This window comes from Leptospiraceae bacterium, assembly GCA_016708435.1.
Taxonomy (GTDB): domain Bacteria; phylum Spirochaetota; class Leptospiria; order Leptospirales; family Leptospiraceae; genus UBA2033.
In genome coordinates, this window is the sequence record JADJFV010000014.1 from 60278 (window position 1) to 82452 (window position 22175).

Sequence of the window (22175 nt, forward strand, 5' to 3'; positions counted from 1 at the left end):
TTAGAATTTCTTTGACTTCTTTTTCATCATTCATGAAGTATTCTAATAGAGTGGAATTACTTTTCGATTCATTATCTCCGGTAAATCTTTGTTATCTCCCATGAAATAAGAATGTCCAATTTGAAAATCATGTCCCTTCCGATTCACAATCTCAGCATTTAGCTTCCTCAAAACTTCCTTGTGAAAGATTTCTTCTCCTACAATTTCATACAGCGGATACATGGCTTCAAATACAAAGCGTCTTCTAAGTGCTATATCCAAAAGAGCAATCGACTTATCTGCTGTATTCATCGCTCCAATGATAAATAAATTAGAAGGCACAATAAATTCTTCCCCAGAAGGCAATGTGCATTTAAGAGGAATCTTTCCATGTGATCGTTTATCAGGCTCGATTAAAGTAATCAACTCTCCAAAGACCCGAGAAATATTCGCCCGATTGATTTCATCAATGATGATAACATAACTTGGAACATCAAAAGATTTTACTTCCTTAAAATTTTCAAAATCTAAATTGGCTAATAATTTTTCTTTGTATCATAAGATACTTCCTCATCCACTTCATCAGCAAGTTCTATCTCAGGATTTTTTTTATAGGTATTATAGAATTGAATAAATTCACGCAAAGCCACCCAATACACAGTAGTATTACAACCACCAATTGCATCTCGAATATCTTCATGAACATTCTTAATCTTTTGCATAGTAGGGAAAATTTCAAAAGTTTTAAAAGCCTATTTCCAGAAACAGTATAACCTCGACTTCTATTTTCATGTTTAAATTCAATATTATCATTTTTTGTGAATGAACTTATAGTTATCACAGAACCGGTTGAAGTCTTAAACTCTTTTGACTTTAAAGATTTTAAATGTTCAACAAAGTCTAGGTAAATTTCATTTTCATCGAGTTTTTGTTCTTTGTCTTTCTTACTTGCGCTTTGTTTTTTTCGGACTTTATAATATTCAAATAAAGCGTTTACTGCAATCCTTTTAAACACTCCATCCTTTCTTTCAAAACTCAAATTACCTTCAGACTCTACGTTAGGTCTTAGCCCCTGTATAAAATCTTCATAGCCATAATTTTGATGAAAGGTAATAAACTCAATTCGATCTCCAAGATTTGCATTGAATATTCTTTGTGCTTCTTTATAATCAGAAATTTTTTTATTCTCAATGATCTCGGCTGCTCTCAGAATTGTATGATAGGTCTTGCCTGTTCCCGGTGGTCCGTAAAAGATTGTATTGAGTGATTGAGGTTTCATGTTGTTATCCTTTGCTTGGGTTGGGTTCATGTTTGTATTCATTTCGTATGAGGCATTTTCAAAATTAGTATCATGAAATCTTCGGAAACTAGATTTTGATGTTCGTTTTAATTCTTTATCAATGGCATCAAAGATTGTAGGTTTATAGGATTCAACCATACCAATATCATGAAAGCGATTGAAATAAGGTTGTGGTGGATTCCCATCAAATGGTTCAGAATGCTTAATTCCTATTATTTTTTCTGATGTGATTACTCCGTATTTGCCCCTTGAGTCTCCGTAAAAAAGAATCAATCCATATCTTTGAACAACGATAAAGCTTAAGCGATCTCGCTTGCAACTAAAAGAAAGTCTTTCATCACCTATCTTTAATTGAAAATGATTTAGGATTTCTTTTAAAAATTTAAAATAGAAATCGATATCTTCTTTTGGATAAATAGCAAGCGCTTTTGCAAAGGCATTTTTACCTTGTTCGATTAGATCAAGGATTGCAATATATTCGTCTTCTGTCGCAGAGAAATTGGTTCCTTGACTCCCGACGTTTAATTCTGATAATTCAGGATTGGAATCAATCTGTGCTTTTAAAATGGGAGAATCTACAAGATTGTGGGTTACTTGCAATTTGACTCTAGAAGAAATTTCATCACCACTTTTATCAGTATAGTATTTCGTTTGACTTCTTTCATCCCGTCCTTCATAGACAGTTGAGGTTACTTCTGCTAATGCGTAACATCCTTGGGAGGCGCCTGTAACCCAGAGAATTACTTTATCGTCTTTTTTAATTTCGGTCTTGTGTGCACTTACTCTCCAAGTTTCAATCTCATTGTTTTTAAGTGCATCCACTATATTAAAAATTTTTGGATTGCCTTGAAATATCCAATAGTTTGGTTTATCAGCTTTATTCATATACCCAATCCATGCTGTAAAACAGAAAGTCTCTTTTCACTTCCAAATTTATAAATATAGGAAAAAAAAGTAAATGGATCGATTTCAATTAAATCTATATCCTTTCCACTTGCATCTTTATCATTAAAATTTGTGATTCCAACTTTCTTTAAGAGATCAATCAATTCTTTCTGATTGTTTTGTTTCGTTGCTAAAAACTGAACTAACTCTTTATGAGTAGCCACCCATGAAAAACGAATTGGTTCATTGCTCATTTACAAAAAGCCTCTACCTTAGTTACTAAAGCACCACCATTAGTTACATAGAGTAAAGAGTCAAATAGAATAAATTTGCGGTCAGCCCTTCCGTCAAAAAAATCACAGTTCATACAATGATCCACAACCACAAAAGAATCAGCAAATCAGTTTTTGTTTTCATACTCCCCCGTTTTTTTATACGTTGTGTCTAATATACATTTGGCACATTTTACTTTTAATACTAGATATAGTAAAACAACAATAGACTTCGAAAAATAAAGCAAGTCTGTATAAAATAGCAATTGGAAGATTGATTTCTATGCAACAAGATATAGAGTTAAAACAGAATTAACCACAAGGTCACAATGGATGAAAATGATTTATCAAAATTAGTTTTTGATTTGGGATTAAAGATTCACAAAATTTTAGGTCCAGGTCTTTTAGAAAGTGCTTATGAAGAGTGCTTGTATTATGAAATAGTAAAGCAAGGCATTGAAGTTGAAAAACAGAAAAAGCTGCCTTTGATTTATGAAGAAGTTGAGTTAGAGGTTGGATATAGAGTTGATTTATTAGTTCAGAAAAAATTAATCATTGAAGTAAAAGCTGTCGAATCATTGAATAGCTTACATATGGCTCAACTATTGACTTACTTAAAACTCTCCGATTGCAAGCTAGGGCTATTAATCAATTTTAACACTACGCTATTTAAAAAAGGCGTCAAAAGAGTTATCAATGGATCTTTAGAATGATAATACCAAAACCCTTGTGCTCTTTGTGAAAACTTTGTGTCCTTTGTGGTAAAAAAAAGATTTAACACAAGGCTCACAAAGAAGGCACTAAGGACACTAGGAAAAGAATAAGAACAACAAACACAAATTACCCGCAACCACCATACCCTTGTGACCTTTGTGCGAACTTTGTGTCCTTTGTGGTAAAAAAAATGATTTAACACAAGGCTCACTAAGAAGGCACTAAGGACACAAAGGTTTTTTAAATAGAAAAGGATAACATTTTTTTCCTTTTCTAAAATCAAAGAGTAAATACAATGAATTAACAAAGGAATAATTATGATAATAGATAATATGCAAATTTATATAGCAGAGCTAAAAGGAAAGATTGCATTTGTAAATGAGAGCAACACTGCATTTAAAGAAATTAGTTATAGCACGGGAAGTTTTTTTTCGGATGGGGATACTATCATACAATCTGCTGTTCCTAGGTTTAGATTACAAGATATCCCCGCAAAGAGTCATGTTATTATTGAAGATGTGGATGTATTTGAAGATGGAAGAATCAGTTACACAAATGCAAAATTTGTTGAGACAAATGGAGAAGTTACAGAAGTAAGAAGTCTTAAAAAAAGAGAAATTCTTCATAGTGATCCCTTTCCTGGAAAACGAATCGAAAGAGAGCTAGAAGAAATAAGTTAATTTTTAATCTTAACCAAATCTATATTCTAGAATCATAAAAAAAACTCATCTCATATTGAAGCTTGCATAGCTTGGCTGCTGTTGAGTGCAGTGAAGGGGTGGAAGCGAAGTCGAAGTGCAATTGAATTATCCCCTTCCCTTTAGGGAAGGGGATAATTCGGAGTATCTGACACTGCTGTAGAATGTGGGGTTAGGTCAAAAGTCCGACAACAATCAATCCAAGTCCACAAGTCCCGTCTTCACAAGTCTATCTATTTTGAGTAAATTCGTGAGTAGCCTCTCCGTTTTACTTAGATAGAATTGAGTTGTAGAATCTGATTTTGCAGAAGGAGGATCGGGATGCACTTCCATGAATAGACCTTCGATACCTAGTGAGACTGCACCGGTCATTAGATCAGGGATAAATTCCCGTTGTCCGCCTGTTATATTTCCTGCTCCACCGGGGAGTTGAGCAGAATGAGTTCCATCAAAGATAACAGGAATATCCATACTGTGGAGAATGGGTATTACCCTTAAGTCAAAGACAAGGTTATTGTAACCAAAGCTTGCACCGCGCTCTGTCACTAAGTATTTTTCTGATCCACATTCACGGATTTTTTCTTTGATATGCTTACAGTCTGCCGGTGCTAAGAATTGACCCTTCTTTACGTTCACCCATTTACCTGTCTTTGCAGCTGCTTCTAGTAAGTCAGTTTGTCTGGATAAAAAGGCTGGTATCTGGTAAACGTCGATTACATCTTTAAGTGCATTGATTTGTTCTACTTCATGAACGTCGGTTAATACCGGTAAGCCGTATTTAGATTTGATAAACTCTAAATTCTTAATCCCTTCCTTAAGTCCCGGACCACGGTAAGAGTGGATGGAAGACCGATTCGCTTTATCAAAACTACTCTTAAAAATAAAGAAGATTCCCAGTCTTTTTGTAATATCTACCATCACAGCAGCTACTTGATCTAGAAGTTCTCTCGACTCCATCACACAAGGACCTGCAATTAAAAAGAAAGGCTTGTCACCTCCAATTGTAGTTCCATTTAAAAATTCTCTTTCCGTTGAACGTTTACTCATGATTAACCTCTTTTTATTTTGCTATCTTCACTGCTGCGCGAATAAATCCCGCGAAGAGTGGATGTGGATTGATTGGTTTTGATTTGAATTCAGGATGGTATTGCACACCGATAAACCAGGGATGATCTTTAATTTCAACAATCTCCATTAATTTCTCGTCAGGTGAGTATCCCGAAAAATCCATTCCCGCTTTCATAAACTGTTCTTTGTAGCGGAGGGTAAATTCAAACCTATGCCGATGACGCTCAGAAATTTTTTCTAGTTTGTATTCACTGAATGCAAGAGTTCCTTTCTTAACAATGCAAGGATATGCGCCTAACCGCATTGTGCCGCCCATTTGTTCAATCTCCATTTGCTCTTCAATGAGAGAAATCACAGGATGCTCGGTTGATGGATTAAACTCGGTGGAATGTGCACTTTTTAAACCTACTACATTTCTTCCGAATTCAATTACCGCACATTGCATTCCCAAACAAATTCCAAAGAAAGGAATCTTTTTGGTTCTTGCATAATTAATTGCGAGAACTTTTCCTTCGATTCCTCTTTCTCCGAATCCGCCGGGAACTAAAATTCCATGCACGTCTTTGAGTAATTCTTTTACATTGTCTTTGTTTAACTCTTCGGGGTTAATCTTTGTAAACTCCACGATTGCATCATTTGCAATTCCCCCATGAGAGAGAGATTCGTAAATGGAGCGATAGGCGTCTTGGAGGCTAATGTATTTACCCACAATTGCAATATTTACTTTCTTAGTAGCATTTAATATACGTTTGACCATCTTCTCCCATTCACCGAAGTTGGATTTACCAATTTCCATATTAAACATTTTTAGAACTACTTCATCTAGCTTTTCGTCTTTATACATCTTAGGAACTTCGTAAATAGAAGAAGTAATATCACTGGCTGAAATTACATTTTCTTCTTTCACATTACAAAAAAGAGAAATTTTAGATTTCATTTCTTTTGTCATCGGGTTTGCGATTCTACAAACTAAAATGTCCGGTTGAATTCCTAAGGCTAATAGCTCTTTAACGGAATGTTGCGTTGGTTTGGTCTTAGCCTCACCTGCTGCCGTAATCGTAGGCACTAGCGTCAAGTGGATAAACAATACTTGCCCTGCTCCGTGCTCATAACGCATTTGACGAATTGCTTCTAGAAATGGAACGGACTCTATATCGCCTACCGTTCCACCTATTTCCACAATTACAAAATCAGGCTCTTGCTCTTTAGCTAAGAGATGAATTCGATTGCGAATTTCATTAGTGATATGAGGAACTACTTGCACCGTGCGCCCGAGGTAATCTCCCTTGCGCTCTCTTTCAATCACAGAATAATAAATCTGCCCTGTAGTCACAGAATTTTTACGTGAGAATTGAGACGTGGTAAAACGCTCGTAATACCCTAGATCCAAGTCGGTCTCAGCTCCATCGTTTGTTACAAAGACTTCCCCATGCTGGTAAGGACTCATCGTTCCGGGATCAATATTGATATAGGGATCCATTTTTTGCAATGCCACTTTATAACCACGTGCTTCGAGTAAACACCCTAGCCCTGCAACCGTAACACCTTTACCAAGAGAAGAAGCAACTCCACCAGTTATAAAAATATATTTTGACTTAACCAAATCTTACACCTTTTTTAATTTGTATATTTTAAAGCTCTTTAAACTATAATTTAATGATGACTATTTAAGGTAAGAATTAATAAAGTCAATTTTGTAAAGGAAATCAGTTTTTTTGCAGACCTTATGAAAAAATATGAACCACTCACTTATATTCTAATGGGAGTTGCATTTGCACTCATCATGAGCTTCGTTTTTTTAAAAGGAGATCGCTACAAGTTTCAAAAAGAAGTCACTGATCCAAAAAAAATTGAACAGCTAAAAAAACTTGAAAAACTAGATACCACAACAGAGGAATCTATTGCCGAAGCATTTCTAAAAGAAGTAAAACGAAATCTAAAAGACCCACTCAGTGTTGTTCTGATTCAAGTAGTTGTCGTTTTATTATTCGCGCGTTTCTTCTCAATGATCTTTAAAAAACTAGGACAGCCCTCAGTCATAGGAGAAATATTTGCCGGTATTGCGCTCGGTCCTTCTTTTATTGGATTCTTTTTTCCTGAATTCTCCCAAATCTTATTTCCCAAAGAATCGATGGGTTATCTAAAAATTCTAAGTCAGATAGGTCTTGTGATTTTCATGTTCATCATCGGTATGGAATTAGACGTTGCAGTTTTAAAAAAGAAAGCGTCATCCGCCATATTCATCAGCCATACAAGTATAATTTTCCCTTATATACTTGGAGTCTTATTATCTCTATATCTATTCGATGAATTCGCTCCAGAAGGAATAAGCTTTCTTTCTTTTGGATTGTTTATGGGAATTGCTATGAGTATAACAGCCTTTCCTGTTCTCGCGAGAATCATCCAGGAGCGAGGCATCACAAAATCCCCATTGGGGGTAATGGCTATTACCTGTGCCGCTGTAGATGATATTAGTGCTTGGTGTATTCTTGCTATTATAATCGCCATTGTAAATGCTGGAACAGTTTACATTGCTGTAGTCACTCTAATTATTTCTCTCGTCTTTATTGCAATCATGATTTTACTCATTCAGCCACTACTCAATCGAATGAGTAAGATTTACATTACAAAGGAAATCATTGGCAAAGGTGTATTAACCGCTCTTCTTTTAATCGTCATTGCCTCAGCCATTTTCGCAGAAGGAATTGGAATCCATGCTTTATTCGGAGCTTTCCTGGCTGGCGTAGTAATGCCTACTAACACAAAACTGCGAAAAGTTTTAACTGAAAAATTTGAAGATTTCAGCACAATCTTTTTACTCCCTCTTTTCTTTGCCTTCACAGGACTCAGAACAAAGGTAGGACTACTCAATGATTTACACCTCTGGACTGTTTGCTTTCTTATCATTGCTGTGGCTACTATAGGTAAGCTGGTGGGAAGTATGCTCGCGTCTAGATTTACTGGCATGTCCTGGCGAGACTCCTTTTCTATTGGCGTTTTAATGAACACTCGCGGATTAATGGAATTAATCGTTCTAAACATTGGCTATGATCTAGGAATTATATCTCCCACTATTTTCGTAATGATGGTATTAATGGCGTTAATCACAACTTTCATTACAGGACCTTTACTAAAACTTTCCATCAAACCAGAAGAGGAAGGTAAAATGGAATTAGGCGTAAGTTCTACTTCTCCGATTTTAATTACCTTCGGACCAACTGCCGCCGGTGTATCGCTTTTGAAATTAGCCAGTGGAATCAGCGGAAAAAATGGAAGTATTGCCGCCTTACACCTATCACCCGTTCCAGAAAACATTTCCATCACGGAAACAAATCATAGTGTAAGTATCTTCGAGCCTTTGGAGGCTCTCGCAAAAGAAAGAAAGATTAAACTCAATACAATCTTTAAAGTCTCTGATGATGTTACGAAAGAAATTTCATCGACTGTAAGAAAAGAGCAATCTTCTTTAGTTTTAATGGGAGCCGCCAAACGCATATTTGGTGACAATGTCCTCGGCGGAAAAGTAGAAAGCGTTCTTTCTGAATTGGAATGCACAGTCGGTGTATTTTTGGATAAGCATTTGCATGACATCAAATCTGTGGCAGTATTCTATGAAGATCCAATAGAGGCTAATTCCTTGTTACACATTGCTTCTAACATATACAAGGCTTCTACTGAAAGAATTCATTTAATCAATGATACAGACCAGGAACCGGATAGAAGACTTATCAAAGAACACTTTGGAAAGGTAATACCGATTATCCCCTCATGGGAAATGAATCGTAAAAAATTAGGAACCTACTCTCTTGCTATCATTGGTTATAAACACTGGAATGATATTCAAAAAAATCCAGAAAAGAAATTACTCTTCGCAGGGGAAAGGCAAGATTTTCTACCAGATATCAATCTTCCCATTTTAATCTTGCGAGGTTAGAAATCAAAACTCAAGATGAATTTTCTTAAGCATACTTTACTGCTAACGCTTCTCGTTCTAACTATATACCTTAGAATTGAAAATTATATAATTACTTCAGCCAAGCCAAGACTCAATCTATATGATACGCAAAAACCAAATTCAATTTTAACTTCCTCGAAGGCGGGAAGTTATCTGGCGGCGGATAATGTCAGTTTCCGTTTCAAGGAAAATATAATTCTACTTCTTAAAAATGTAAATGCAGAAGTTATCCCTATCCAACCATTGAAAGTAATTAATCTAGATGATGTGAATGCATTTTTAATCAATGTTTCTAAGGCTGATGTGTTCATTGCAAGCTCTACTTTAAAGGTGATCATGAAGGATAATATTTTTAATTATCCAGGCTCCCCATTAAAAATAAAAGAATTAGAATTTCCAAATCCAAACTCCAATGAAATCAAACTAAGTGGAAGTTTAAACTTTGTTATATGGCTCGAATTCGAATTACTCGGGAAAATTTCCTTAGATGAAAAAAAAGAAAAGATTGTAATAACAGCCGAACAAATTACAGCACTTGGAAACCCTTACGCAAAATCTCTCTTAAGCGCTGTAGGATTAAACTTAGAAAAGCTTTTGCCTGTCCCGGATGGTCGAGGCATCAAAATCAAATCAAATCAAATCTTTGTTGAGCCTTTTTCTATATTTCCTCCGCCAAGACTTTCCGGCACACTCCAAGACCTTGCAATAGAAAATGGAAAACTTCACTTAAATCTAGATAACGGTAAATCAGTCTTAGTCCCAACTATGCCCTACCCTGCTTCTAAAAACTTTTTATACTTCTTCACGGGAGATTTAAAATTTGCAAAACTTTTTATGGTTGAAAGTTCTTTGCAAATCTATGATAAAGATGAATCAGACCCATTCGATTTCTTTATGGAAAAATATCTTTTAGTTTTAGCCAAAGCGGGAATCGTAACAGTAGCAGAAGATAGGGCTTTAAAAGTAGTCATGCCCGACTACGATGATGTTTTTAAATAAATTCTTCAAGAGGAAAAAATGTCCCTATTTACTACAATTAACAATTATGGAAAGATGGTTAAATTTTCACACACTCTCTTCGCTCTTCCTTTTGCAGGACTTGCAAGCGTTATTGCCATTTTAAAATCAAACTTAACACTAAATGAGCTTCTGTGGAAACTCCTGCTTATCCTCATTTGTATGTTTGCTGCCAGAAGTGCAGCAATGGGATTTAACCGATATGCAGATAGAGAATTTGACAGGGCAAATCCAAGAACGGCGAACAGGGAAATACCGTCAGGTGTGCTGTCTGAAAATTCAGTTCTCTGGTTTACGATTTTTTTCGGATTGCTTTTTCTGATAGCGAGTTTTCTATTAAGTCCACTTTGCTTTTATCTCTCCATTCCTGCTCTTGCGATTATTCTTTTTTATAGTTATAGCAAGCGGTTTACTTTATTTTGCCACTTTATCCTCGGACTTGGAATCGGTATTTCACCAAGTGGTGCCTGGATTGCAATTCAAAACAACTTAGAGCTAGTTCCAGCACTTTGGTCGTTTGGTCTCATGTTTCATATCGCAGGATTTGACATTCTATATTCTTCGCAAGACGTAGAGATTGATAAAAAATTAGGACTACATTCAATTCCAAGTAAGCTTGGACTTCCAATTGCGTTTTGGATTGCAAGACTCTCACATCTAATAGCATTTAGCCTATTCGTTTATGCTGGAATACTAGCAAACTTACAAATCTTTTATTTTATATTCTTAACTATCACAGGAGTTCTTTTTATCATAGAGCATTTCCTCGTTAGCCCCACAGATTTAAAGAAAATCCCAATCGCATTCTTTCACATCAACGCATCTATCAGTGTAATTTTATTTATAGGAATACTATTAGACAAATGGAAAGAATTATTGGTAAAATTAAGTGGATAATGGAATGAAACTAGTATTAGGCATTGCAGGGGCGAGTGGGTCAATTTACCCAGCTCGGTTTATTAAAAAGTTATTAGAATTAAACGGGGAAACCTTCTTAATTGTAAGCCCGGCGTCAATTCGAATCTTTCGCGAAGAGTATGAGACTAATGTGAATACTCCGCAAGAGATTCTTGACTTCATTATTAATAGGTGGCAAATCACGAATATCCAGAACAAGATTCACTTTCGTCCCTTTGCAGATATTGGAGCAGACATTGCCTCTGGTTCTAATACCTGGCAGGCAACAGTAATCCTCCCCTGCTCTATGAAAACAATTGCATCGATTAATGCGGGGCTCACCGAAAACTTAATCGAGCGTTGCGCTGATGTTACCTTAAAGGAAAGAAGACGGCTAATCGTTGTTCCCCGCGAAACTCCTTATAACCAGATTCACTTACGCAATATGCTTTCCTTAGATCAGGCAGGTGCTATTATTCTCCCTGCATCCCCTGGTTTTTACCAAATTCCTAGAACAATAGACGATTTAGGTGATTTTATTGCAGGTCGAATCTTTAATTTGCTAGGGGTAGACGCAGGGCTTTTTCCTAAGTGGATCGGCTAAGTGACTAACGCATTCTAATTCACAAATATAAATTGACAATAGAAATAATCATTCTATAAGTATTCTTTGAGGTAAATCCACATGGGAAAACTTTTAAGAGAATCAATACTTACACAAGCAAGTCAAAAAAAAATTAGCACTCGGAAAGCCTTATTCATTTTCTTTCTGACTCTGTTTTTTATTTTCACGCCACAATGCACCCAAAAGACAAAAACTTCAACGGCAGAGGCTCTTCTTTTGAATCGAATTAAATCTCGAGGGCTTCCTTCTATCCTGAGAACAACTAACGTTCCCTCGCGTATATCAATAAATTTACCTGCAAGTGTAAAAAGTGCCCGTAGCAATACAAGTGCTTCTATTCAAAATTCCAAAACCCAAAGAAGCGGCAATCCTTCATTTGCCACTCTTGCTGGCCCCAAAGCTGATGGTTACCTCACCATCAATTCAGCAGTAGAAAAATTTAGTAAGCTCGCAAATGATGTAGCGTTTGAAATGCTTTTAGTTGACTCTTCGATAACAGAAGCCAAGGTAACCCCGGAAGTTTGCATCAACGGTGGTCAGACTACAATCAAAGTTACGGACAGTATGATCGCTTTGGTAAAAGAGGCAATGCAAGAAACTGGAATGAGTGCCGAAGAGGCAGCAACAGAAATTGCATATCTACAAGAAGAAGGTGATCTTCCCTCAGTAGGCTCGTCCCTTCCTAGTCCAGCAATCCTTTACAAAAAACTCTCTGGCGATTTTGATCACCAAGTCCAATACTCATTTGCCTCTAATCTTATGGTTCATAAAAAATGTCCCTCTAGTGGCAAATTCAATAAGTCTCTCAAATACACTGCTGACTTTAAAAAAGTATCCTTTGGACATGAAGAAACAATGAAAGTCGGATTAGATATACTCATCATGGAAGGCAATGTCACACTAGAAACTTCTGAAACAGGCAAAAAGCGATTAACCTTTCTGAATAATTATAAAATTGATACAACAAGCCACACAAGTCTTTTGATTTTAGAAGAATGCACAAAGGGAGATACATCCGGTGATTGTATTTTAATGGATCAATTTTATCGAGAAGATGATTCCGCTGATCCGACTAGAGATGTAATTTTTAAAATTAAGGGAAGAATAAATGATAACGGAGGACTAGTAGAATTTACACAAAAATTTACTCATACCAGTGTGACAGAGGAAGAAAGAGAATTATTTGATAAAGACGGAACACTGACAGGCTACGAAATAAAAGTAAACGGCAACTGGGCGGCTAGTCCACTTTATCCGCACCTAGATATTGACCCTAGTTCAAATGCTTTTGACGATCATGGATTTGAATTTGATTTTCCTACTGTGAGTGTAACACTAAGTAATTGCTCAGAAATTTCGAATTATGATGTATTCGTTCTTGTTCAAGAAGGAGAGGATCCTGATATAGACCCAACTGCCATGAACGGGTCCGGATACAAAGATACAACTTTTGACATTGACTATTGGGGCTCTGCCTCAGAAATTACGACAACGCGTGTTTGGAAATACGACCATGCAAAGTCTAGTTTTATAGAAACGGCCAAGACCTGCAAAGTTGTAAAAATATAATCACCCATACATCTCCCAGAATTTTCCATTAGGCATTAACCCATCTTCGTCTTTGGAAAATTTTGGTTTAATACGAATACAATAACCGCAATTTTATTCTTTAAGACTTCGAATATCTAGAAGCTAAAATAAATCAAAAAAGACTTGCACTCTTTACAATCAGTGCATACAATTCAAGTAAAGGTAAAAATATGATTGCATTCGTGCTAGACATTCCAGAGTCCAGAATTGAAAGAAGCAGCAAAAGAGGAATCCGCTCTCCGTATATAGGTTTTGTTCCCAATCAAAAATGAAAGAATGGTTGGATAACGGCTGTTTGCTCGGTTGGCTTATTAATCTTGATGAGAATAATTTTTATATCTACCGTAATGCCAAACCACTAGAGTCATTAATTAGATTAAATCATATTCTATTCGGTGAGGATGTTTTACCCGATTTTTCATTGGACTTAAAAGAGATTGAATAAATTATATCCGAAGAATATCTAATATATTCTTCAATACTACAAAAAATGAATATGCCATTTTCAACGAATAAAAAATTATCGGAAGAATTAAAAGCAGTGACGCTCTCTATTCAAGAGAGACTAAATAAATCTCCTTTTTTCGAAGCTTTGACTAATAAGAATTTACCAATTGAAAGCTATGTAAATTACTTGCAGGCAATGGCCGGAGTAAGCGGAGTTTTAGAAAGAGAAATTCTTATCGCAAATCATTCAGTATTAAATTCCGTATGGAAAAATAATATGCTGAAATTGCCGGGTCTGCTTGCTGATCTGGAATCACTTAACTCAACTCAAGTAGAAGACATACCGCTCGCTATTGATGCAATGCTTGATACAATCAAATTAATCCGTCTATCCCGAATCGACAACCCTTTGTCCCTGATAGGAATCATGTATGTATTAGAAAGCTCTACTCTAGAAGGAGAGTTTAGAAAGCAATTGGTTCAGGCTAATTTTAATTTTCATAACAATGAAGGACTAATCTATTTAGATCACTACAAAGATAAAAAGCAAGAAAATTGGGAAGCATTTGAAACTAGAATCAATGCGTTGCCATTATCCGCTAGTGAATTTGATTCTATCATTGAGACAGCCGCCTTCTTTTTTAAAAAGATGGAAAGTATTTTCATATATCTATTTCCGATTCACAATACAATACCCTTCTATAATGTCTCAACAATTAATCCTGAAGCGGGTAAACACAATATACCGGAGGACAAATTAGAAATAGAAGCTGCCTTCCGAGCAGGAATTACTACATGGGAAGAATTTCCATACTACGCATGGAGATATGGTCTTCGCGGAAAGCAATACACTCGCAGTGACAGTGTCTGGCTTGTAACGTTATGCGAGCTAGAAGAAGAAGTTGTAATAGAGCAAGTCCATTGGCTTGGCAGAGTTTTAGCGTCAAGGGGAATGCCTCAGTGGCTACTCGCTGTTCATCTCAAGAACTTAGTTTATGAATTAGAAAAAGTTCATCCAGAAAAGAAACATGAGTATGATAAATTAAGCAAGGCAAGTGACTCAATTCACAGTATGTATAATCGAATATTCAAAGAGGATGACCGAAAGAGACTAATCTCGGAATTTGAAAGTCAAATCGGAGAGGAATGGAGTCATCGTCTTAAAAATATAGGTGGCTTACTCGTGTCAGCCGTTGCAGACGAGCGAAATGGCATTGATAAGGCGCTTTCAAGCATAGAAACCTGGGCAACAGATGAAAATAGATTTCCAAAAGTCTGGATTGAATCTGTGCGAAGTATAATTCAATCAGCAAAGGATCTAGTAAGGTCAGGCGTCTGATTGGATAAATTTTATTTTTATAGGGGAATAGTTTTTTATGGAAGATAAATCATCAGAGATTTCATCCTTCGGAGTAGAAACATTTATTGAGTTTTTGCTTGCAGGGGATCGCCAAAAGAGCTTCGATTATATAGAAGAATATTTGAAAGATAAGTCAGATTTTGTAAGAGTCTACGAAGAGATTATAAAAAAAGCTCTCTACGAAATAGGAGACCTTTGGGAGCATAACAAAATATCCGTTTCATCTGAACATCTTGCTACATCGATTGCAAACTCTCTATTGAATCATATTTACCAAACTGTTCCAACGCCAAATACGATCGGAAAAAAAATAGTCATTGGCAATACAGAGAATGAAATTCACCATGTTGGAATAAAAATGGTCGCCGATGTTTTCGAAAGTTATGGATGGGAGACTTTTTTTTACACCGGAGATATTTCTGTAAACGATCTTATAGAATTCATAAAAACTAAAGAGCCAAATATCTTAGCTCTATCTCTCAGCCTTCGCATGAATCTGCCTACATTCAAAAAATCCTTAGCTTTCATAACTGCGGCTTATCCTGATTTACCCATTATTCTTGGAGGGCAAGCTTTTTCGAAGAGAAATAATGATTTTCTCGACGCATTTAAAAATGTAACCTATATTCCAGACCTATATACCTTACAGTCTTTTATTCAAAATAAAATGAATACCTAAAAGCATGGACTCTGCTCTACCTTTCAACTTCTTGCAAAAATGGAATTCAGAAATTGAATTAGCTTTAGAAAAAAGCAATGTATTATGCTTAGCTATTTTTAATTTTGAAGGAGAATTAATATTTGCGAATCCAGCGTTCAAAATTCTATTAACGGACACTCCCAAAGAGAGTATATTAAATCCAACGTTTGATGCCTTATTAAAGAGTAACAAAAATAATCCGCTCGTTTTTGACGGAATTATCACAATTGGCAATGTGAGTCACACTGACAATGTATCGATTCAAGGAAAAGCATTTAGAAAAGACAAAGAACTTTTTATAATCGGTGAAATCGATATAAAAGAATTAATTTCAGTAAACAACAAATTGGTTACACTCAATAATGAAGTATTTGAATTACAAAGAAATATATTGAAAAGCAAAAAAGAAGCAGAAGCGGCTAACAATGCCAAGTCGGAATTTTTAATGAACATGAGTCACGAAATTCGAACACCTTTGAATGGTGTGATTGGCTTTACCGATCTATTAATGAAATCAAAATTGGAAGAAACTCAGAGTTTGTATTTGGACATTGTCAATAGATCAGCAAATTCATTACTGGAATTATTAAATGGCATACTTGACTTTTCAAACATTGAATCAGACAAAATAGAACTAAGTATTGAGAAAGTTGATTTATATTCATTATTAAAAGAAGTATCTGAGCTTATCAAGAATAAGCTTGAGGCGAAAAAATTAAAACTCATTATGAAAGTATATCCTAATTTACCTCCGTATATATTTTCAGATCCAATTCGATTGAGGCAAATATTAATTAACCTGATTGGAAATGCAATTAAATTTACAGAAAAAGGTGAAATAGAAATTGAAGTAAGATTAATCAGTGAAAATGAGTTGAGGCAGGAAGCTCAAATTTTTTTTTCTGTAAGAGATACTGGTATAGGAGTCTCGAAAGAGAATCAATCAAGAATCTTCGAGGCTTTTTCTCAAGCAGATTCTTCCATAAACCGCAAATACGGCGGAACAGGTTTAGGTCTGCCAATCGCGAATAAATTATTAGCACTCATGTCCTCTAAGCTAGAAATAAAAAGTGAATATGGAATAGGAAGCATTTTTTATTTTACAATCAATGTAAAATTGGAGAAACATACAATGACACAGGAAGAGAAGCCTTTCCTTGATTTATTAAAACCTAAAGACAGCAAATTAACATTTGCCGAAGGACTAAAAATTTTAATCGTCGATGATGATGAAATTAATCTATTTTTAACAAAGACCATGATAAATAAAATATTACCGAATGGAATTATTTTCGAGGCAACGAATGCCGAATCGGCTATTGAGCAATTTCAAGCTGAAAAGCCAAACATAATCTTTATGGATGTTCAAATGCCTGAAATGAATGGTCACGAAGCAACAATTGCCATTAGAAAGCTTGAAACTAATAGCAGAATCCCAATTATTGCGTTAACCGCAGGAGCTCGCGATGAGGAAATAAATAAATGCTTTCAATCTGGTATGGACGATTATGTAAGTAAGCCCGCAGTAGCAGATACAATCGAAATCACATTGGCGAAGTGGTTAAATGATAATTAGCCACTAAAAAATCCCCCTTATCCTTAAGGCTTAATTTATAAAGCTAACCTTTTCTTTTTTTCAAAAACTCGTATGCATCCTTAGCTTCAATGAATTTTTTATTCATAAGTTCATAGATTTCTGGTTTGGCATTATGAAATTTATCCGGGTGATACATAATAGCCATTTGCTTCCATGCTTTTTCCAATTCTTCTAAAGTATAAGTTTCTTTTAAGTTAAATAAGACGAGTGAATTTTTTAGTTTGGAACTATCTACATACTCGCGAGTATACGCTTGACCGGTATGACCGCTGGAGTTTTGATTTGTGCGAGCGTTTACATTGTATTGTGCGGTGCGTTTTATATTTTGCACATACGCACCGGGGAGAGAGAATTGAAAGCATAGTCGATTGAATAAATCTTCCTCTGCTTGCGTGACTCCCCCATCGGCAAGTGCTACTTCATATATCATCAAAAATAACATACTAGTTAATTCAATACGCGCTTCCCAGCCTGCTCCATTTAGATGTTGGAAATATAAATTCACAACTTCTACTAGAGACTGAAATATTTCTTCTTTTGAAAAATTTTGAATATGTCCTTTTGTATAGCCTACAATGCGTGCAATTAAATTTTCATCTACATTACCCTGAAACTCTCTCTGTATCGCCTGACGTATAACAAGAATCTCTTTTTCGGAAATGCGTCCATCTGATTTGGCAATATGAATACAAGCAGAGACAAGAATAGCCGCATACTGTTCAAGAATAGAATATCCACCTATTTCATTTCGAATTTTATAAACAAGCGCACTCAGATACTCGCGATTATCCGTAACTGTATCTACGCTAAATTCATCGAGCGTTCTTCTTACTGCAAGCACAACAAGAAACACTCCAAGTATAAAAAATAAAATTTCTTTGGAATTAATAATTAAAAAAAGTCCAAGGAGAGTGAGGAGAAGATTAATCATTTACAGTTGCATGCCTTCCCCATTATGTTTCGACCCAAGGAAGAAACATTGAGTTTCGTTTTCTATCGGAGGTCTCAAGAAATAGAGATTCCCGATATCGCTTGGCGGTGGCGGCGCAAGCGGGTGGAATTTCGGGAATGACAGTTGATAAGTCAATCTTAATAACATATTCTTCAAATGCTATAATACTTTCTATAAAAATAGAGCAATGGACGTTTAGATTCATCTGTATACGCATAATGCACTTTACCCACGAGTATTGAATGATCTCCACCTTCATACACATTTTCTAATGTGCAATCTAGATGACAGAGGGAATTTTTTAGAAGTGGTGACTTTGTTATTTGTTGGATAAATCCATTTTCATTTACAAGTGCATTTCTATCTGTATCCGATTTTGCAAATTGATTCGAAAGAGACTCTTGCTCTGAGGAAAGAATATTAACTGCAAATTCTTTGATCTGAAGAATCTTATCATGGCTCGCAGTTGTTTTTAGAACCGAAAATAAAATAAGAAATGGATCTACAGAAAGAGAAGTAAAACTAGATGCAGTAAGTCCGCTGTAAATTCCATTCTCCGAATAGGTAACGATTGTTACCCCCGAAGCCCAATGCCCCATTGCTTTCTTAAAATCGTCTTTTGTTATCGCCATATTGTTAATCCTAATCGCGTGAAAGATTAGTCAAATAAAAAATCTGAAGTTTTTGAGGAGACTTTTTCTGGAAATCAACTCTGTTACTAAACTATTTGCAATTTCACACTGCGACATACAACTAGTAGCCAACAAAATTGAATTCAATACAGAAAGAATAGATCATTTTTGTAAAGAAAATAGGTTCTTAACTCACCATACGCAAGTTGAGTGGCGTGCCCACTGCTGGTTTTTTTGGGCTACACCTAACGGTGGGTTCGCTGCATTCTATCATGAAAGAACCACGGTGTCAGTCTAAAATGAGTGAGGACACTTAAGAAAGCATTCTATTTTCAGAGGAAAAAAATAGTGTGTTTCGTATATTTCAGATATTTCTTCAATTGTCTTGCATTTAAAGTATATCCTTTTTTCTGTAGGAATTATGAGAATACTCATTGTGACTATAGTGCTTATTATCTTTTCGTGCTCAGCGGATAAGCAAATAAAACCGCCAGACGCTGTGAATGGAATTCTAGATTTAAGAGAATGGAATTTCGATTCAAAAAAAGACAGCATTGTAAGTCTAGTTGGTTTATGGGAATTTTATTGGAATACTTTCATCGAATCACCAGAAGAACAAAGAAATTTTTTTCTAGATAAAGATGCGGCTAATATTCATTATATTCCGATTCCCTCTGAATGGCAAGACTATAAAATTAATAATGCATCACTTCCATCCAAAGGCTATGCAATGTATAGGCTAAGAGTGCTTATGCCCAAAACCGATATTCCTCTTAGCTTTGCTATGACGGATATTTGTATGTCTTATAGGTTGTATGTAAACGGAGTATTACATCATACAAACGGCAAGGTAGGAACGTCAGAAGAAGATTCTATACCGTTTCAACGACATGGAATATTTCCTTTACATAAGAATGCAGAAGAGTTAGAAATTGTTTTTTTGATTTCTAACTTCTACCATTCAAGAGCAGGGCTCTGGAATAAAATTTCGATAGGATCTAGAGCACAAATAGAAAGTAATTATCAGAATAAAATAGCACTGACCTTCTTTACTTTTGGAATTCTTCTTATAATGAGTATTTACCACTTTGTATTTTATTTTTTAAGACGAAAAGATAAATCACCGTTATTTTTTGGAGTAATGTGCCTAGCACTAGCGTTACGAACCATTGGTATGGAAGAAAGAGTTATTCTAGATTTATTACCCTTTATTCCTTTCAAAGCCATCTATAAATTAGAATTTATTACTGCTTACGTAACTATCGCATTTTTTTTCCTATTCATTCGCAATCTTTTTCCGGAAGAATTTTCCAAGACTATATTACGTATCACTTTATTATTTTCTTTTATTGCCTGCCTAATACCGGTTCTTTTTATTCCATATTACTACGATTTACCGCTCTTTCGTTCTCTCCAGTTCTGGTTAATATTTAGTATCCTCTATTCAGGTTACGTATTAATTAAAGCTATTAATAAAAATAGAATGGGCTCTTCTGCTTTTTTAATTGGTGTTTCCATTTTCTTCCTTACAATTATCAATGATGTTCTTTATGGGGGCGCCATTATCTACACAGTAAATCTTTCCATCTATGGATTTTTATCTTTTGTGATAGCTCAATCAATTGTTCTTGCCATTCGATTTACGCATGCGTTTGCAATGGAGGAGCAATACAATATTGTGCAAAAAGAAATTGAAATAAGTAAACAAAGACTATTGGAAAGAGAGATTCAGTTAAAAGAAGCAGAGACTATAAAAAAGAAACTCGAACTAGGAATGCTAAAACAAACAATACAACCCCATTTTCTAATGAATTCTCTTTCTACACTCCTCGGGCTCATTCGAGAAAATCCCACACGAGCAGGCAAATTAGTAAACTCTCTTGGAGCAGAAGTTAGAACTATGCTAGATGTATCGAGTGAGACAATTATTCCCCTTTCAACGGAAATAGAAATTTGCAAATCACATCTAGACATAATGGCTATTCGCCTGGAAAGAAATTTCTTCTTAAAAACAGAAGGAATATCCGGTGAAGAGAAATTTCCCCCTCTCGTATTACAAACTCTTATAGAGAATGCATTTACTCATTCTGTGAAATACACAGGTAATATTGAATTCTTGATAAAGAAATTTTCCTTAGATTCCGAGAAGAATATAATTTTAGATAACGGTAAACAAGAAATATCCGCGTCTGAATTACAGTATGAATTTTACTGTATATTTGATGATTCTTTTGTGGTTAATACTAAATTGCCAGAAGGAAATAAAAAAGGAACTGGAACTCTGTATATTAAATCTCGTTTAGAAGAAAGCTACCCGAACAGATGGAGTTTTGATCAGGGTTGGGAAAATAAAACATGGGTAGTAAAAATTGGTATTAAGCAATGAGAATAATGATCGTAGAAGATGAACCGGTGACAGCTCGATATATAAAAAGTTTACTAGAAGAAATCTTTCAGGATAGAAGGCATTCGATTTCTATTCAATCCAATTTACTGAGTGCAGAATGTTTTATTTGGGAAAACCAAATTGATATACTCATCCTGGATTTGAATTTGAATGGGGAAAATGGATTTGAATTACTCGAACATGCTGTTGCTTCTACTTTTCACACAATTATTATATCAGGTAATATTGATAAGGCGCTCGTTGCGTTCGAGTATGGAGTTCTAGACTTTATTCCGAAACCTTTTGATGCAGATAGGTTACAATTGGCGATTAATCGACTGGAAGAAAATCGAAAGACTCGTTCTCAACTAAAAAGAATTTCCATTCGCAAAGATGACTCCATTTTTCTTTTACCAATTGAAGATATTGATTTTTTTGAAGCAGATGGAAAGCAAACAAAGGTTTATTTAAAAAATGGAAGCATTGAGCAATATAAAAAAAACCTAAATGCAATAGATCAATTTTTACCACCCAATTTTTATCGGGTTCATAAATCCTATATAGTATCTCTCGACAATATAAGAGAAATCAAGATTAAAAATGGAAATGTTTACCATGCTATTACGCATAACGCCCAAGAAGTGCCTGTAGGCAGAAAGGCTTTCAAAGAAATTCAAAGCAAATTTCATCTTCTAGACTCTTAACAAGTTCATTGTATGGGCTTATTTCCTGCCATTCAAGCCGATTTATAACCGTTCATGCCTGATTTCTTGACAAAGAATTTGTCTGGTCATAGGAATAAGAATAATAAGGAAACTAATCATGAAAGAAAATAATTTTGAAGATATAATTTCACTCGATGAGAGATTGCTTCATAAAATTTTACGTGGAGTGGACAGTAGAGATTTAGCTCTAGCGCTTAACGCTACATCTGAGCAAGTTCAAGAAAAGATTTTCAATACATTAACCGAACCTGTTGTGCCACTCTTAAAAGAATTAATGAGTCTATTACAAAATTCTCACTCTGAGGATAGCCGTCTAAGTCAAGAAAAAATCGTTTCCCTATGGCAAACGATGAATGAGACCGAAGATTAATTTAAA

At 35.4% G+C, this 22175-nt stretch carries 20 protein-coding genes; 13 read left to right on the plus strand and 7 right to left on the minus strand.

Annotation, left to right across the window (positions count from 1 at the left end; all coding sequences use genetic code 11):
• Positions 1–42: 42 nt before the first annotated feature.
• The 3 genes from IPH52_16475 to IPH52_16485 form a co-directional block, all read right to left on the minus strand.
• Positions 43–456, minus strand: a complete 414-nt coding sequence (locus IPH52_16475; protein ID MBK7056605.1) for an AAA family ATPase — start codon at positions 454–456, stop codon at positions 43–45.
• Positions 457–571: 115 nt separating this feature from the next.
• Positions 572–2164, minus strand: coding sequence for an EVE domain-containing protein (locus IPH52_16480; protein MBK7056606.1), 1593 nt, complete (start codon positions 2162–2164; stop codon positions 572–574).
• Positions 2161–2418, minus strand: coding sequence for a hypothetical protein (locus IPH52_16485; GenBank protein MBK7056607.1), 258 nt, complete (start codon positions 2416–2418; stop codon positions 2161–2163). Before IPH52_16485 ends, IPH52_16480 begins: the two co-directional genes overlap by 4 nt.
• Positions 2419–2765: 347 nt before the next feature.
• Between IPH52_16485 and IPH52_16490 the strand changes: the two genes are divergently transcribed.
• Entirely contained in the window at positions 2766–3149 is a 384-nt protein-coding gene (locus IPH52_16490) for a GxxExxY protein (GenBank protein ID MBK7056608.1), read from the plus strand.
• A gap of 318 nt (positions 3150–3467) precedes the next feature.
• Positions 3468–3830 (plus strand): hypothetical protein, encoded by a 363-nt coding sequence (locus IPH52_16495; GenBank protein ID MBK7056609.1) that lies wholly within the window; start codon positions 3468–3470, stop codon positions 3828–3830.
• A 213-nt stretch (positions 3831–4043) separates the two neighbouring features.
• Here the strand turns inward: IPH52_16495 and kdsA are convergent, their stop codons facing one another.
• The gene (gene kdsA, locus IPH52_16500; GenBank protein ID MBK7056610.1) at positions 4044–4895 is read right to left on the minus strand and encodes a 3-deoxy-8-phosphooctulonate synthase; all 852 of its coding nucleotides are present in this window, start codon (positions 4893–4895) and stop codon (positions 4044–4046) included.
• Positions 4896–4908: 13 nt separating this feature from the next.
• Complete coding sequence (locus tag IPH52_16505) at positions 4909–6519, minus strand: CTP synthase (protein ID MBK7056611.1); 1611 nt, start codon at positions 6517–6519, stop codon at positions 4909–4911.
• 123 nt (positions 6520–6642) lie between these two features.
• Here IPH52_16505 and IPH52_16510 point away from each other — a divergent pair, with 123 nt between their 5' ends.
• The 8 genes from IPH52_16510 to IPH52_16545 all read left to right on the plus strand — a co-directional run bounded on the left by IPH52_16510 (position 6643) and on the right by IPH52_16545 (position 17083).
• Positions 6643–8850, plus strand: a complete 2208-nt coding sequence (locus tag IPH52_16510; protein MBK7056612.1) for a cation:proton antiporter — start codon at positions 6643–6645, stop codon at positions 8848–8850.
• Positions 8851–8865: 15 nt separating this feature from the next.
• Positions 8866–9870, plus strand: a complete 1005-nt coding sequence (locus tag IPH52_16515; GenBank protein MBK7056613.1) for a hypothetical protein — start codon at positions 8866–8868, stop codon at positions 9868–9870.
• An 18-nt stretch (positions 9871–9888) separates the two neighbouring features.
• A complete protein-coding gene (locus IPH52_16520; GenBank protein ID MBK7056614.1) occupies positions 9889–10785 on the plus strand; it encodes a UbiA family prenyltransferase in 897 nt (298 codons plus the stop codon).
• Between the two features lie 4 nt (positions 10786–10789).
• Positions 10790–11389 carry a UbiX family flavin prenyltransferase gene (locus tag IPH52_16525; protein MBK7056615.1) on the plus strand — a complete coding sequence of 200 codons (600 nt, stop codon included), beginning with the start codon at positions 10790–10792 and terminating at the stop codon, positions 11387–11389.
• 81 nt (positions 11390–11470) lie between these two features.
• Positions 11471–12979, plus strand: a complete 1509-nt coding sequence (locus IPH52_16530) for a hypothetical protein (GenBank protein MBK7056616.1) — start codon at positions 11471–11473, stop codon at positions 12977–12979.
• Positions 12980–13496: 517 nt separating this feature from the next.
• Entirely contained in the window at positions 13497–14786 is a 1290-nt protein-coding gene (locus IPH52_16535; GenBank protein MBK7056617.1) for a biliverdin-producing heme oxygenase, read from the plus strand.
• Between the two features lie 37 nt (positions 14787–14823).
• Complete coding sequence (locus IPH52_16540) at positions 14824–15486, plus strand: cobalamin-dependent protein (protein MBK7056618.1); 663 nt, start codon at positions 14824–14826, stop codon at positions 15484–15486.
• Positions 15487–15490: 4 nt separating this feature from the next.
• Complete coding sequence (locus IPH52_16545; GenBank protein MBK7056619.1) at positions 15491–17083, plus strand: response regulator; 1593 nt, start codon at positions 15491–15493, stop codon at positions 17081–17083.
• A 43-nt stretch (positions 17084–17126) separates the two neighbouring features.
• Here the strand turns inward: IPH52_16545 and IPH52_16550 are convergent, their stop codons facing one another.
• Both IPH52_16550 and IPH52_16555 read right to left on the minus strand, forming a co-directional pair.
• Complete coding sequence (locus IPH52_16550; GenBank protein ID MBK7056620.1) at positions 17127–18035, minus strand: DnaJ domain-containing protein; 909 nt, start codon at positions 18033–18035, stop codon at positions 17127–17129.
• Positions 18036–18208: 173 nt separating this feature from the next.
• Positions 18209–18688, minus strand: coding sequence for a flavin reductase family protein (locus IPH52_16555; GenBank protein MBK7056621.1), 480 nt, complete (start codon positions 18686–18688; stop codon positions 18209–18211).
• 421 nt (positions 18689–19109) lie between these two features.
• Here IPH52_16555 and IPH52_16560 point away from each other — a divergent pair, with 421 nt between their 5' ends.
• From IPH52_16560 to IPH52_16570, 3 genes are all read left to right on the plus strand, one after another.
• Positions 19110–21074: a histidine kinase gene (locus IPH52_16560; protein ID MBK7056622.1), complete on the plus strand. Its 1965-nt coding sequence runs from the start codon at positions 19110–19112 to the stop codon at positions 21072–21074.
• Entirely contained in the window at positions 21071–21778 is a 708-nt protein-coding gene (locus tag IPH52_16565; GenBank protein ID MBK7056623.1) for a response regulator transcription factor, read from the plus strand. The genes IPH52_16560 and IPH52_16565 overlap by 4 nt, the downstream gene beginning before the upstream one ends.
• Before the next feature lie 118 nt (positions 21779–21896).
• Positions 21897–22169, plus strand: coding sequence for a hypothetical protein (locus IPH52_16570; protein ID MBK7056624.1), 273 nt, complete (start codon positions 21897–21899; stop codon positions 22167–22169).
• The last annotated feature ends 6 nt before the right edge of the window (positions 22170–22175 follow it).